At 45.0% G+C, this 12,588-nt stretch carries 16 protein-coding genes and 1 tRNA gene; 7 read left to right on the forward strand and 10 right to left on the reverse strand.

Going from position 1 to position 12,588, the window contains the following annotated elements:
• The first annotated feature begins 35 nt into the window (after positions 1–35).
• Positions 36–515: a carboxymuconolactone decarboxylase family protein gene (locus KSK55_RS10800; RefSeq protein WP_214419626.1), complete on the forward strand. Its 480-nt coding sequence runs from the start codon at positions 36–38 to the stop codon at positions 513–515.
• Here the strand turns inward: KSK55_RS10800 and KSK55_RS10805 are convergent.
• Together KSK55_RS10805 and KSK55_RS10810 are read right to left on the reverse strand one after the other, a co-directional pair.
• Positions 478–2,313, reverse strand: coding sequence for a YgiQ family radical SAM protein (locus KSK55_RS10805; protein ID WP_218606905.1), 1,836 nt, complete (start codon positions 2,311–2,313; stop codon positions 478–480). The genes KSK55_RS10800 and KSK55_RS10805 overlap by 38 nt on opposite strands.
• A 5-nt stretch (positions 2,314–2,318) precedes the next feature.
• Positions 2,319–3,278: an EF-Tu/IF-2/RF-3 family GTPase gene (locus KSK55_RS10810; protein ID WP_218608934.1), complete on the reverse strand. Its 960-nt coding sequence runs from the start codon at positions 3,276–3,278 to the stop codon at positions 2,319–2,321.
• Between the two features lie 87 nt (positions 3,279–3,365).
• Between KSK55_RS10810 and KSK55_RS10815 the strand changes: the two genes are divergently transcribed.
• The 6 genes from KSK55_RS10815 (at position 3,366) to KSK55_RS10840 (ending at position 8,253) form a co-directional block, all read left to right on the forward strand.
• The gene (locus KSK55_RS10815; RefSeq protein WP_214419623.1) at positions 3,366–3,932 is read left to right on the forward strand and encodes a DJ-1/PfpI family protein; all 567 of its coding nucleotides are present in this window, start codon (positions 3,366–3,368) and stop codon (positions 3,930–3,932) included.
• Positions 3,933–4,021: 89 nt separating this feature from the next.
• Positions 4,022–4,963 (forward strand): PEGA domain-containing protein, encoded by a 942-nt coding sequence (locus tag KSK55_RS10820; RefSeq protein ID WP_218606906.1) that lies wholly within the window; start codon positions 4,022–4,024, stop codon positions 4,961–4,963.
• A gap of 42 nt (positions 4,964–5,005) precedes the next feature.
• Positions 5,006–5,503, forward strand: a complete 498-nt coding sequence (locus tag KSK55_RS10825; protein ID WP_250545194.1) for an ACT domain-containing protein — start codon at positions 5,006–5,008, stop codon at positions 5,501–5,503.
• A 1-nt stretch (position 5,504) separates the two neighbouring features.
• Entirely contained in the window at positions 5,505–6,497 is a 993-nt protein-coding gene (locus KSK55_RS10830) for a homoserine dehydrogenase (RefSeq protein ID WP_214419621.1), read from the forward strand.
• Positions 6,481–7,575 carry a sugar-specific transcriptional regulator TrmB gene (locus KSK55_RS10835; RefSeq protein WP_218608935.1) on the forward strand — a complete coding sequence of 365 codons (1,095 nt, stop codon included), beginning with the start codon at positions 6,481–6,483 and terminating at the stop codon, positions 7,573–7,575. The genes KSK55_RS10830 and KSK55_RS10835 overlap by 17 nt, the downstream gene beginning before the upstream one ends.
• A 48-nt stretch (positions 7,576–7,623) precedes the next feature.
• The gene (locus KSK55_RS10840) at positions 7,624–8,253 is read left to right on the forward strand and encodes an FKBP-type peptidyl-prolyl cis-trans isomerase (protein ID WP_218606907.1); all 630 of its coding nucleotides are present in this window, start codon (positions 7,624–7,626) and stop codon (positions 8,251–8,253) included.
• Position 8,254: 1 nt separating this feature from the next.
• Here KSK55_RS10840 and KSK55_RS10845 read toward each other — a convergent pair whose 3' ends face one another.
• The 8 genes from KSK55_RS10845 to KSK55_RS10880 all read right to left on the reverse strand — a co-directional run bounded on the left by KSK55_RS10845 (position 8,255) and on the right by KSK55_RS10880 (position 12,574).
• Positions 8,255–10,120, reverse strand: coding sequence for a NosD domain-containing protein (locus tag KSK55_RS10845; protein ID WP_218606908.1), 1,866 nt, complete (start codon positions 10,118–10,120; stop codon positions 8,255–8,257).
• Between the two features lie 137 nt (positions 10,121–10,257).
• Positions 10,258–10,342: transfer RNA gene (locus KSK55_RS10850), tRNA-Leu, on the reverse strand.
• 16 nt (positions 10,343–10,358) lie between these two features.
• Positions 10,359–10,721 (reverse strand): prefoldin subunit beta, encoded by a 363-nt coding sequence (locus tag KSK55_RS10855; protein WP_218606909.1) that lies wholly within the window; start codon positions 10,719–10,721, stop codon positions 10,359–10,361.
• Between the two features lie 12 nt (positions 10,722–10,733).
• A complete protein-coding gene (locus KSK55_RS10860; RefSeq protein ID WP_214419617.1) occupies positions 10,734–10,994 on the reverse strand; it encodes a KEOPS complex subunit Pcc1 in 261 nt (86 codons plus the stop codon).
• Entirely contained in the window at positions 10,984–11,400 is a 417-nt protein-coding gene (locus KSK55_RS10865; protein WP_218606910.1) for a hypothetical protein, read from the reverse strand. The genes KSK55_RS10860 and KSK55_RS10865 overlap by 11 nt, the downstream gene beginning before the upstream one ends.
• A complete protein-coding gene (locus tag KSK55_RS10870) occupies positions 11,397–11,531 on the reverse strand; it encodes a DNA-directed RNA polymerase subunit P (RefSeq protein ID WP_214419615.1) in 135 nt (44 codons plus the stop codon). Before KSK55_RS10870 ends, KSK55_RS10865 begins: the two co-directional genes overlap by 4 nt.
• A 7-nt stretch (positions 11,532–11,538) precedes the next feature.
• On the reverse strand, positions 11,539–11,826 hold the full coding sequence (locus KSK55_RS10875) for a 50S ribosomal protein L37ae (RefSeq protein WP_214419614.1): 288 nt from the start codon (positions 11,824–11,826) through the stop codon (positions 11,539–11,541).
• Between the two features lie 52 nt (positions 11,827–11,878).
• On the reverse strand, positions 11,879–12,574 hold the full coding sequence (locus KSK55_RS10880; RefSeq protein ID WP_218606911.1) for a ribosome assembly factor SBDS: 696 nt from the start codon (positions 12,572–12,574) through the stop codon (positions 11,879–11,881).
• Positions 12,575–12,588 lie beyond the last annotated feature (14 nt).

The raw sequence follows: 12,588 nt of genomic DNA on the forward strand, positions 1-12,588 counted from the left end.
TCTCTTCAGGACAGATTTCTGGTCAGGGTGATAATATGGGTAAACCAAAAAATGGCTTTGAAAATATAATAAAAGAGGTATTAGAACACGGAGCTGCCGAAACCGCACAGGAATGGGTTGAAGCTATTCGGAAAGACTATGGAAGGGCCCCGCTTATTTTTGAGCGGATGTCTGAACGCCCTGAGGTTTTGATATCCCATTTGCTCTACAAAAATTCCGTCCTTAAAACTGGAACCCTGGATCCGAAGATCGTTGAGCTTATCAGTCTTGCGGTGTCTGCGGCACTTCGATGTAATCACTGTACTGATTATCATGTTCAGGCAGCCCTTCGCAAAGGTGCAAATCCGGACGAAATACTCGAGGCTATAATGATTGCCGGCCTGACTTCCCAGTCAACGGTTCTGGCAGATGCATACCGGACATACTCTGATACTATCGAGGAATGTATTAGTTGTGGGATGAAGATACCTGAATCAATCAACGAGGACTCTGATTCTTCTTCCGGGAAGCCTTGATCACAACACCTTTTCTCGGAGAGATGAGACAGTGTTCCTGTGTTCCGATAAGATCTTCCCGTCCTGCTTTTCGGAGTCCTTCAAAAATAAGATGATAATGTGCAGGATTTTTCCAGTGCAACATTGCCCGCTGTATTTTTTTCTCTTCTCCTCTTGGTACATGAACCGGTCTGTTTGTTCTGGGATCGAAGCCTGTTGCATACATACAGGTTGATGTAGTCAGGGGGGTCGGAGTAAAATCCTGTACCTGTTCGGTATACAGATGATGATCACGAAGATACTCTGCCAGGTTTATCATGTCTGCAAGAGTACAGCCCGGATGACCTGACATCAGGTAGGGTATGAGATATTGTCTGGACTTTTTTCCAACCTGTGAGGTTTCAAACTCTTCTTTGAATGCTTCAAAGCACTCTTTATCCGGCTTATTCAGGTATTCTGTCACACTTCTGACGATATGTTCTGGTGCGACTTTCATCTGCCCGGAAATATGCCTTGATATTCGTTTCATGATATCAGGATCATGCGGAATCAGGTCATACCGAAGGCCCGAACCTATGTATACATGTGAAATACCTGGCAACCGTTCGGCATCATCAAGAAGATCAAGATACCGTTCTATACCAGATTGTATGGATGAGCAGCGAATACATTCCCGGTCCTGACAAGCACCTCTCTTTTCCCAGTTTATGCATCTGTCACCGTACATATTTGCACTTGGCCCGCCCACATCACTTACCACGCCTGAAAAACCGGGTATTTTCTGAAATGATGCAATCTCCTTTATTATGGAATCATAACTCCGACTCTGGATAATCGTTCCCTGATGCATTCCAAGAGCACAGAAATTACAACCCCCATAACAGCCACGGTGAGAAATTACGGAAAATCGAACCGGGCGTAATGCTGGAATCTCTTCTTTATAGGACGGATGCTGGGCTCTTACGTAAGGGAGACCATAAATCCTGTCCATTTCAGGAGTAGAAAGGGGTGGGGCGGGCGGATTTTGCATGATTACTGTCTTTGGATGTCGCTGTACAAGGATCTTACCAGTAAATGGATTCTGATTCTCAGTTATCCGGGTATGGGCAAGACAAAACGCCTCTGGTGATTCTTTAACTTCTATGTAGGAAGGAAGGATGCAGGTATTATGAAGAGCAAGGCCTTCGAATTGTTTTGGGGGTATCTTCCATACCGTGCCTGGGATGTCCTGCATCTCTTTAGGTTTTTCCCCACTGTCAGCCAGTCTGGCTATTGTGGATAAGGCATGTTCGCCCATTCCATACACAAGCAGATCTGCCGGAGCATCAGCAAGAATGGATTGCCTGATCTGATCTGACCAGTAGTCATAATGGGCAAACCGACGGAGTGATGCCTCTATTCCTCCTATAACAATGGGACTCTCTGGAAACAACCGGTGGACAAGATCTGTATATACAAGGATGGCACGATCAGGGCGCCTGGGTATCCCTCCGGGGGAGTATGCATCATCAGATCGTTTTTTTCGGGCAGCAGTGTAATTGCTGACCATCGAATCAACGCTTCCTCCGGATATCGCAAAAAACAGCCTGGGCTCTCCGAGATTTTGAAAACTCTTCGGATCTTTCGGGTCTGGCTGTGGGAGAATTGCCACAGAAAATCCAGCATCCCAGAGTACTCTCCCTAAAAGAGCAGCAGCAAATGAGGGGTGGTCAACATAGGCATCCCCGGAGACAATGATTATATCCGGCTTGTCAATTCCAAGCAGCTGAAGTTCCTTTTGGCTGACTGGTAAAAATTTCGGCTGCTTTGCATGAACCATAAAAATTATGAAATGGTAATTGTTCCGACGATTCGTAACTTTTCGCTTTCCAGGTAATGTAGGATTATGACAGAACCTGGGAGATAGATGAGTTCACGTTCAAATTCCAAGGTAAGTACAGGTTTTCTAAAATCCCCGTCATCATGAACGCTGGTTACCCGACACGGAATAAACTGCATCCAGTGGCCGGCATACAAAACCATCTGCTCTTTTAGTGGCTGTGGCCAGTATGGAATGATATCCGCTGTTCCGGAGATTTTCAGGGATGAAATAATGCGAGAATCTGCTGAGAGGACAAATCCCCGATCTAGGTCATCTGACTCTATCCCTTTGAGGGCAAGGCCAACCCGGTCTCCTGCATCAGCTTCTTCTGCATCATCATCATGCATCTGGATGGACCGGATCTGTGCTGTTTTTCCAAGAGGATGCACCGTAAGCTGGTCATGGCGGTGTATTGCTCCTTCATAGACACATCCGAGAATAACTGTTCCGATACCTTTGACATTGAAGTGATGATCAATAGGGACACTCCCTTTCTCACTACTCCGCGCAGGTTTCTTTTCTGCAGTTTTTGCCCAGAGCCATTCACGCAGCATAACTGGATCATCAGGCAGATCCTCATATTTCTCAAGGACTGTTCCCTTTATAAGTGGTGCAATTTGTCCTTTATCGATATAATTCCTGAGAATAATTGCTCCGTCTGATATTCGTGCAGCATTGAGCATCAGAATAATCTCACCCAGCTTTGCGCTCAGTGCATCGATCACCAGAATTGCAAGATCTGCAAGGGATACGGTATAAAAGAGAGAAGATAATTTTTCAGGATATCGTGATGGCTCGATAACTGTCAGGGTATTATCCCCTTTTTTCAGATTATAGAATGTAATATCGGTCGAAGTGCCTTTTTTTCCAAGCTCTTTAACAAGGTCTTCAGGGCCGAGAAAGGCAATATTGAGATTTGGCATCATTATCTAAGAGTTGTTTGTGAATTTGATTCTTTCAGCCGGCTGATTCAATATGGTTAATACTCTTCTGAGAACAGTGATAATGATATGAAGGTACTCATCGCGATTCCTCCTGAAAAGTTCAGAGATGAGGAGCTCCTGATACCGGTAAAAAAATTTCAGGAGGCCGGGGTGATGTATGAGCTGGCATCAACACACGTCGGGGTGGTCATGGGTGTGTATGGCAAAAAGGCAAAGGTGAATCGGACCTTTGAAGATATATTGCTCAAGGGAATTGACGATTATTATGCCCTGATGATCGTTGGAGGTCCAGGAACCCAGGTTCATCTTTGGAATAATCGTCACCTGATGGAATTGATTAATGTATTCAACACAAAGCAGAAGGTTGTTGCCGGGATCGATAATGCACCGATTGTCATCGCAAAAACAGGTATCTTAAAAAAGAAACAAGCTACCGTAGTTCCCGGACAAACTGTCCGTGAGATGATGAAGGAAGATGCAATTATTGTCAACAAACCGGTAGTCTATAAAGATAAAATTGTCACTGCATCAGGGCCTGAAGCAGCGGAAGAGTTTGCATCTATTATTATCAAATACGAAAAATCAGATCCTGAATTTGTCCCGACCAGTGGAAAAGCAGGCTTTGCATTCTAATTTCCCTTGGCCTATCTTTTTTAAAAAAGGAGAGTTGATCTCCAGAACGGTATGTTGATGATTTTTCCCACGAAACTATCCACTCATTCATGATAACTGATGTGGGGAAAAAATCTCGGATACATGCGGGGCAGATGGTGTTTGTCCCGTTTTTTTTTCTTTTTCTGGTGCTATTTTTCATCTGCCCGGGTGTGGCAGCAGATAAGCAGGAAACCAGAATCTCTATTTCACTTTCACCCGAAAACCCGACAGAGGGTCAGGCCTTTACCATATCAGGAGTTCTGACTGATATTGGAGGTTCTCCGCTTGGAAACAAGCGGGTAAGTCTTGAGTCATCCCCAGATGGTGATACGGCGTTTCCTTTTGAGCGGGTTGCTGTTGATGCAACTGATAGAGCGGGAAAATTCTCCTTTTTCAGGGGAAATCATACCCCGGCAGAATATATTCGTGTTTCGTATCTTGGAAATGCACAATATCAGGGGAGTGTAAGTCAGGCGGTTCCGGTTCATGATGCTGGTTCATATGTTTCAGGGACTCATCCTGCCAGAACAACCGGCGGCCTGATGGTAACAGGAAATCCGGATAACTCCTTTGTTATGCTGGATGGTGAGGTGCGCGGGGTAACTCCTCTGGCCCTCAATGGTATTGCTGAAGGACCACATATTCTTGATATTGGAAAACCAGGGTATCAGAATCAGACCATGGAGGTGTTTGTTGCTCCTGACCGGAAGACGACATTTAGTTTTTCTCTGCCTCCTGCAGGATTACATCTTGAAAAAGCTGGAATTTCAAGTGCAACCGGGCTTAATGTATATAGTAACACAAGTTATAGCGATGAGATGGATATACCACTAGGCGATCCGGTATATTCATTCAGTAAATCTGGTGTTTCGGTGGATATTTACGGAAACAACACCTCAGTGAACGGGACAAATAAGGCTCAGATCACAACACTCTATGATGAACATCCGTTTGGTGATGGATTTTCTCTCTCTGTCATTATTACAAGTGATGATACTCCATTCCGGTGAAAGAATGCAAAGAATAATTGAGGATATACTGGGAGGAAGAATATGCAGGTCTCGATGAAGCTGGAGATCCGGGACACTCCCGGCCAGTTGGTTGCGGCCCTGATGCCGATCTCCGAGGCAGGGGGCAATATTAAGACAGTCATTCATGAGCATGATTTTTCATCTGACAAAGGATCCTTAGGTGTTGAGGTTGTCATAGAAATCCCGCCTGAACGACTGGAAGTGCTCTTAAAACTATTTCAGGATCGAGGCATCACAGTCATCAGGTTTGGCGAAGAGCGGATGCATTATCAGCAGTCTGTCATTCTTATCGGACATCTCATTCATACAAATCTCGGGGACACCGTGGATCGGATTGATAAGACCGGATTTGCTGAAGTAACCAGAATGAGCCTTGCAATGCCAGCTATTCATGAACGTAGTTCTGCAAAATGTACAATTAAGGCGCTTAGTCGTGAACATATGGACCAGGCAATCGGGATACTTCGTGATGTCGCAAGACAAAAGGAAATTCTGATGATTGAACCACTGGAGTTCTGAAATGACACTTCGTATCGCTCTTATCGGGACTGGTGCCGTTGGCAGGGGCATCCTTGAAGCATTATCCAGAAAAGATCTTGGTGTCATCCTGACCGGGGTTGCAGATTCACGATCCGGAGATATCTGTGAGGATGGTATTCCTCCTTTATCCCTCCTTAAGAGAAAAAAAGAAACCGGATTATGTGGAGATCCTTCGGTAAAGGCAGAAGATGTTGTCAAAACTGCTCCATATGATGTTCTTGTTGAAGTGTCACCAACTGATGCAGGAACAGGAGAGCCCGCAACATCATATATCCGGACCGCATTGTCCAGAGGTTGTCATGTGGTTACCTCGAACAAAGGTCCGATTGCTCTCTATTATCATGAGTTGAAGAAACAGGCTGATGATGCAGGAGTGTCACTTCGGTTTGAGGCAACAGTCGCCGGAGCTATTCCAATTCTTCACACCCTTCATGAATCTCTTGGGGGTAATGAGGTTCATGCTCTCTATGGTGTACTGAATGGCACCTGTAACTATATTTTGACGCGAATGGCAGAAGAAGGACTGTCATATAAGCAGGCTCTTGACGAGGCAAGAGCATTAGGGTATGCGGAGGCTGATCCCACCTATGATGTGAAAGGGATAGATGCCGCAATAAAATTAGTCATTCTCGCAAATACGGTCTGGAACCGAGATATAACGTTGAGTGATATCGACATCACCGGAATTGATCTTTTAACTGAAGAGGCGATTCGATTAGCAGAAGAGCAGGATGCAACGATTCGGCTCATAGGAGAGATTATTCCTGCAAAAAACCTGTATCGGCTCTCACCCAGGATAATTCAAAGACAACATCCGCTTGTCGTACATGGGTCTCTCAATGCAATTATTATCAGGACTGATTTAGCAGGAGATCTAGTTTTTTCAGGAAAAGGTGCCGGATCACTTGAAACAGCCAGTGCGGTTCTGGGGGATATCCTTTCAATTCGTGACAGGTATGCAGGGGGTAATTGAGCGTAGACGTTCGTATCTGCAGTTGATGCGAAAGATGACCTTACGAAAAGGCTCATTTACTGTCGATGATCTTGCACAGATCGCCGGCATTCCGAGAAGTACTGCCCGTGACTGGATTGCACGGCTTTTTGATGAAGGATGTCTGACAGTCATGAAGCAACCGCATGGTCGTGCTCCAAGTCGGTACGCAGCGACGAGTGTCATACCTCGGACTGCCTGCCGGAAGATCTTCACCGCTGTTGATGGAGAGATAGTGGAGGTTGTGCATGAATGTTTGTCAAGTGCCTGTGCAGCATTTTGTGCTCGTCATCATGCAACTGCCCACCCTGCTATCAAGGTCATTCGTGAAGGAACAATCCTTCGGGAATTTGTCAGGATGGGCAGGTATGATATTAATGTCGGACTCTGGCCAGAACCAGCAGTAGCAGTGACCGGCATATGGCAGGAGGGAGACGAGATTGTTCAGAGGATACGCTCTGTCGGAGGACCGGCATACTCGCTTACCGGGATGATGGGGCGGGCTGAGGGTGTCATCCGGGTTGATACAGTCAGGCATGAACATTCAACAGAAGGATGTATCAGGACTCAGGCATTGCAGCATATCATCATCGGGATAGATAACACAGACAGTCTTGAGGAGGGAGCTACATTTGCTCTTGCCATAGCTCTTTTGGACTATTTATCTGAGTTATCCGGTACATTTCCAATAGGACATCATATTGCCATGTTATGGCAGGATCTCCCCGAAAAAACTGCTGGGAATTCCTGTAGTGCAATTGAACTTGCAGTGGTCCCGGAAAAAGCAGATCTTATCCGCAGAGCTGCGGTTAGGTTTGTGGGTGATGAGAGTGTATCCGATTCCTGGGGAATTGCAATGAAAACTGGTTTTATCATTCCTAAGTCCTTGCATCAGTTTGGCATGAAAGCCAGGACAAGTCTGGTAACCTGTGCAGAGGCGCGTCAGTGTGCCCGGGAGTGTGACATCTACATCTATGGGGGAGCAGGGATAATCGGTTCTCTCGCTGCGATCGGGCTTGCACATGAGCCGGAAGATGTTATTAATACTCCTGCCTTTTAAGTCTGAATATCAGAGAAGTATTTCCCGGCATTCTTCCAAGAACTGAGTATGGAGAAACGTTTCACCATCATCGGATGTAGTACCTGTCTTGGTATTGCAGGCGCAATTCTTCTTATTGTAGCAGCACTCCTCTGCGGATGCACCAGTACTGAGCCGCAGCAGGCAGCAATTACACCGGTTCCAACAGGAGAAACAGCCACCTGTACCGGTGGTGCCCAGGATGGGGACATGATTGAGGTTGATTATATTGGAACCTTTGATAATGGAACCGAGTTTGACAGTTCATACAAGAGTGGACAGCCATTCAGCCTGATACTTGGTTCAGGAGGAGCAATTCCTGGATTTGACAAAGCACTTCATTGTATGGAAGTTGGTGAGACCAAGAAGTTCACCCTCTCTCCGGAAGATGCTTATGGTGAGTTTGATCCGGCAAAAATTGTATCAATGCCGATAGAATTCATTCCAGCAGGTGAAAATGCAACCATTGGTGACCGTGTTACCCTTTTTGACGGTGGCCAGCTCTTCCAGGCAACCATCCAGGATATGAATGTAACCAATGTCACCTTTGACCTGAACAGCCCGCTAGCAGGTAAAGCCCTGACATTTGAAGTCACGGTTAGAAACATTACTCCGCTGGCCCTTGAAGAAGGATCAAACGATACAGAAAAGAAAGAATAATTTAACACTCCCGGATTGCCATCCTGACAGATGAATATCCGGTATTGTTATCATTTTTGTCTTCAAAGACTGAATTGTCAGTATTTGTTACCACAGCTACGAAATAATTTTTCAACCCGATTAACTGAGGAATGTTAAACGTTTCATTTATTGTCTGTTCACTACCTGAAAGAAGGTTTTTTACAGATTCTTCTCCAAGAAAGATATCTTGCGGATCAACTTGTTTGTCTTCAGTCAGGTAGTATCTGACCTGGAATGAGTCAGCATCATACCCGCCGGAGTTCTCGAGAATGGTTGAGAATGAAAATTCTGTTCCTGGACATCCGGATTGTGGACCAGTTACTTCTTTCACACTGATGTCTGCATAGGGCGATAGAGAACTCTTCGTAGATTCAGGCTCTGGTATTTCTGAAACAATAGTGGAAGATTCTTCAGGTACACCGTCTGTTTCATCGGGGATTTCTGGTTCTGGTTCAGTGATTGTCTCACTTTCATTTATTTCAGGAAGGATTTCAGAAAGGGTTTCACCGTCTGAAACAGTTTTGTTTTCTTCATCTGTTCCATTTGACAAAGTCAGATCAGTGATATTTGGTAAAATGGTTGGTTCTGGAACAGGCGTGATGGAGGGCACTGTTTTAGAAGGAGATGTTGAGAGGGGATACAGATCGATATTATTTGGATTGAGAGAGTATGGGGCGTCAGATATCCCATCAAGAGTATAATCTTCGGCGGTTTTGGAAAACCCACCTTCACCGGATTCATCGAACCAGGCATTTCCTCCCACCATACTTCCGCCGATGATATTGGTACCGGCTTTGAGATCAGTATTCCATTTATTTCGTTGATCTTCGTTTACAACTGCATTATGTTTGTTTTTAAAGAGGTTATTGTATATCACGTTATCTTTGGATTGAAACACTCCAATCCCTATGGAATTTTGTTCAAAGATATTGTTGTACACCTGGTTCTGGTTCGACTGATCGAGTCGTGCTCCCATATTCACAATATCTTTGAATGTACAATCTGTAATAATTCCATTACTGACTTTGTACATCCAGATGCCTGCATCAACTCCCTCAACTTTGAGGTTTTTAATGACAACATCATTAATTGCTGTTCCGGCATCGACATATATTCCTGTGGTAAACCCGGAAGAATCTCCTCGAATTGTGTTTCCTCCACCATCAAATGTTACTCCTGAACTTTTTATATGGAAGATATTGACCTTTCTTCCTCCGTCGATATCCCGCTTTAATACATAATAACCAGGTGCTGTAATCTCTGTAGCAGAGTAAACAGGAATAGAGCCTTCTGGTCCGGTTAATGCCCCTGGAACAATAGACTGTGGGCCGATTATCCGGTTGTTATCAGTGTCCGGTTCAATAAAGTAGTTACTGGTGTCAAGGACTATCATCACCCGATATTCTCCTTTTTTCAGGTGTGAGGGCAATGACCAGCTCTTTGTATAGGTTCTGGTTTCACCAGCAGCAAGACGTGTATCAGTAATGTCACCGCCGATCTGAGTTCCTATCTCATCTTCTCTTCCTACACGCACAAGGTATGCTCGAAGTTTGAATCCTGGTGCTTCACGGTTTCCGGTATTTTGCACTGTTATTGTAACGACTAAACGTTCATCCGGAATGGTGCCGAGTGGAATCTCTCCCATCTCTGAGATGTCCATTTTGACTGAAGCATCGAGTATTGCAACATCAGGACCAGATTCAAGTTTTTCATCTGAAATATTTTCTGCATAAACTCCACTAATACCACACCAGCAGATGATACCAATAAAGAACATCGTGGAAAGGAAAATCCTTTCAATATGATATTTCTTCTGACAAATATCAGGTTCTCTTTTATATTTCATCACAATCCCCCACAACCGCTAAACCCACAACTAGCAGTAGCAGAGGTATTGATTCCTGTAAATAAAAAACGTAGTGATACGTGTACGAGGGTAATTTTAGAAGAATGCGATATTATGATTTAAACATACTGTTATAATGCGAGGAGAGTGATTTGAACACTCGGACCCCTTCGGGAACGGACCCTAAATCCGTCGCCTTTGACCTGGCTCGGCAATCCTCGCTCAAAAATAAAGAAGATCAGGCTGCTTCAGGAGATTTCTTTCCTTCAATCTCTGCGCGGACCTGAGTCTGAAGTTTCTCAAACTTTTCCTGAAGCATCTTCTCCTGTTTTTCTATTGATCTGATCCTGATCTCAAGGGTTTCTATCTTCTCAGATACTTTCGCAATGACTTCTGATTTTGGTTTCTGCATAACGACTGTTCCCACATTCATATATACAGCAGCAGAATCATCAGTATCGTTCAGTTCCTCTACGGCTTTTCGTGCTTCCTGCGCAACCAGTTCGTATTGACTCTTCTGCGAAAGTATGGTCTGCATCTGCTGTTGCATCTGCTGAAGCATATTGATCTGGTTCTGCACCTTTGGCGAAATATTCTGCATCCTTAACTCCTCCTACTCATTTGTCGTTCCCGCCTTTTTAGTTGTCTGTACCATCTCTTCTGCTATCTGAACCAATCGCAACCACGTGTTCAGTGCAGCCCGGAGCGCGATTAAATCCTGTGCCTGAATGTGAATTTCGAATGCAGTGTCTGATATCTTTGTGCATTCACCATACGATCTTCCCATCTCTTCAGTATCAGATTCCGGAATGAGTGATGCCGCAATGATTCCCGCATCTTTTGTTTGAAAGGTGAAGACGGCTTCATGCATCATGGAGTGTTCCGGGTACCAAAGAAAGTTTTATGCACCGTCTTTGTGGTCCGTCATAGATTAGGATCATGGAATCATCATCAATGGACTGGACCGGGCAGGAATTCTTCAGTGCTGATGCAAGTTCCTTGTCTGAGGTACGTATGCCCCGGAAAAGAACACCTTCTCTCACATCTGATTCATTAGATCTGACAATCCTGCATAATACTTGTTCGCTATTACCATAGACCGTCATCAGGATTTCTGAGTTTTGCTGCTCAAATACAATGAAAAGATCATGGTCTGTTGCGATTTCGCGAAGTCCATGTTTTCCCCGTGCAAGATATCTGGCTCCGGTAGCAAAAGCGAGATCCTTTGCTATAGCTCTGATAACAGGTGTAGAACGACGGGAAGTAGTGACCAGTGTCATCTGGCCTTAAGATCTTTAATTGCTGCTCCCCGCTCTTTAAAAAGAATCCGATGCCCACAGAACGGACACCGGACATTTATATCGATCTCGACCTTTTGTTTACACCGGGCACACTTATACGAGCCTGGCATGGGGGTTTTACGCCTCCTTAATGGTCCGCTCAATCGTACGCAGGGCTACCTTCAGGTTCGGGGTGACCGGGACATATGCGCCGCCGGCAAATTTAAACGAGCACTTTCTGCATTCCCAGATACCTGTTCCTATCCGCTTAACTGACACGGTATCACAGCGGGGACAGGTGTGAATTGCTTTAGAAATAACTTCTACATCACGCACTCGTTTTCTGATAAACCGACCATATCTTGGACCAAATCTGCCCGTAGAGCCGGATACCCTCCCCTTCGCTTTTACCATTTTTCTGGCCATATTCAAAACCTACCTAGATGTCCTTTTTTATTTGCTTCAAATGCACTTATAGTTACTTGATGATTTTTGTATCTGCGTTTCCGTGACTAATCCGGTTGATCAGATCGTAAAAATCATTCTGAATTCCGGCCGGGATGATAACCACACATATCCATGACCCGTCTTTTTGCCATTCTTCTTTTTCAATAGTTGCAACGGTTGATATCTCTCCATATGCCCGAGGTGCATAGTCCGATGGTACCCTGACTGCGATCCTTATCTCCTCAAATTTAATCGGTATGAGCGGGCGGAGAGCTTTCATAGTGTCCTTGACCAGTTCCTCAAGGCTTCTGAATGGATCAATGTGCACCTTTGCTTCTTCCATTGCCAAATCGATCCGCTGCGGAGGATGAGGATGCCCGGTCTGGGGATTAACTGCATTACGCGCGATGAAGGTAATGACCTGCCTGCGCTTTTCAGCAGTCATGACCTTTCGTTGCTCTGCAGTAAGGTGGATCTCTCCTTTTTTGATGATATGTAATGCAATTGGTTCAAAATCAGTCGTTTTGAACACTTTTTTCAGAGACTCTTCTGATGCACGCTCTGCCTGGGATGCATTCTCAAAGACATGAAGAGCTGCAACAGCATCCTCGACCGAAATCTCCTCTCCTTGCCTTATTTTAGCTGCAATATCCGGATCAACGAGGATCTCAAACCGCTCCCCATGGCTCTCAAGTTTTGCAACGACTGCATCGTCGAGTGATATCACTGGTCTGCCTCCGA

Source organism: Methanospirillum hungatei, assembly GCF_019263745.1.
Lineage (GTDB): Archaea > Halobacteriota > Methanomicrobia > Methanomicrobiales > Methanospirillaceae > Methanospirillum > Methanospirillum purgamenti.

What these genes read in the sequence shown, in the direction of transcription:
- KSK55_RS10805 (WP_218606905.1), bottom strand. Translation starts at nt 2,313, where the DNA reads ATGGTTCATGCAAAGCAGCCGAAATTTTTACCAGTCAGCCAAAAGGAA.
- KSK55_RS10820 (WP_218606906.1), top strand. Translation starts at nt 4,022, where the DNA reads ATGATAACTGATGTGGGGAAAAAATCTCGGATACATGCGGGGCAGATG.
- KSK55_RS10860 (WP_214419617.1), bottom strand. Translation starts at nt 10,994, where the DNA reads ATGATGCATGAAGCCGTCTTCACCTTTCAAACAAAAGATGCGGGAATC.
- KSK55_RS10810 (WP_218608934.1), bottom strand. Translation starts at nt 3,278, where the DNA reads ATGCCAAATCTCAATATTGCCTTTCTCGGCCCTGAAGACCTTGTTAAA.
- KSK55_RS10825 (WP_250545194.1), top strand. Translation starts at nt 5,006, where the DNA reads ATGCAGGTCTCGATGAAGCTGGAGATCCGGGACACTCCCGGCCAGTTG.
- KSK55_RS10840 (WP_218606907.1), top strand. Translation starts at nt 7,624, where the DNA reads ATGGAGAAACGTTTCACCATCATCGGATGTAGTACCTGTCTTGGTATT.
- KSK55_RS10870 (WP_214419615.1), bottom strand. Translation starts at nt 11,531, where the DNA reads ATGCCAGGCTCGTATAAGTGTGCCCGGTGTAAACAAAAGGTCGAGATC.
- KSK55_RS10815 (WP_214419623.1), top strand. Translation starts at nt 3,366, where the DNA reads ATGAAGGTACTCATCGCGATTCCTCCTGAAAAGTTCAGAGATGAGGAG.
- KSK55_RS10835 (WP_218608935.1), top strand. Translation starts at nt 6,481, where the DNA reads ATGCAGGGGGTAATTGAGCGTAGACGTTCGTATCTGCAGTTGATGCGA.
- KSK55_RS10845 (WP_218606908.1), bottom strand. Translation starts at nt 10,120, where the DNA reads ATGAAATATAAAAGAGAACCTGATATTTGTCAGAAGAAATATCATATT.
- KSK55_RS10830 (WP_214419621.1), top strand. Translation starts at nt 5,505, where the DNA reads ATGACACTTCGTATCGCTCTTATCGGGACTGGTGCCGTTGGCAGGGGC.
- KSK55_RS10865 (WP_218606910.1), bottom strand. Translation starts at nt 11,400, where the DNA reads ATGACACTGGTCACTACTTCCCGTCGTTCTACACCTGTTATCAGAGCT.
- KSK55_RS10875 (WP_214419614.1), bottom strand. Translation starts at nt 11,826, where the DNA reads ATGGCCAGAAAAATGGTAAAAGCGAAGGGGAGGGTATCCGGCTCTACG.
- KSK55_RS10855 (WP_218606909.1), bottom strand. Translation starts at nt 10,721, where the DNA reads ATGCAGAATATTTCGCCAAAGGTGCAGAACCAGATCAATATGCTTCAG.
- KSK55_RS10800 (WP_214419626.1), top strand. Translation starts at nt 36, where the DNA reads ATGGGTAAACCAAAAAATGGCTTTGAAAATATAATAAAAGAGGTATTA.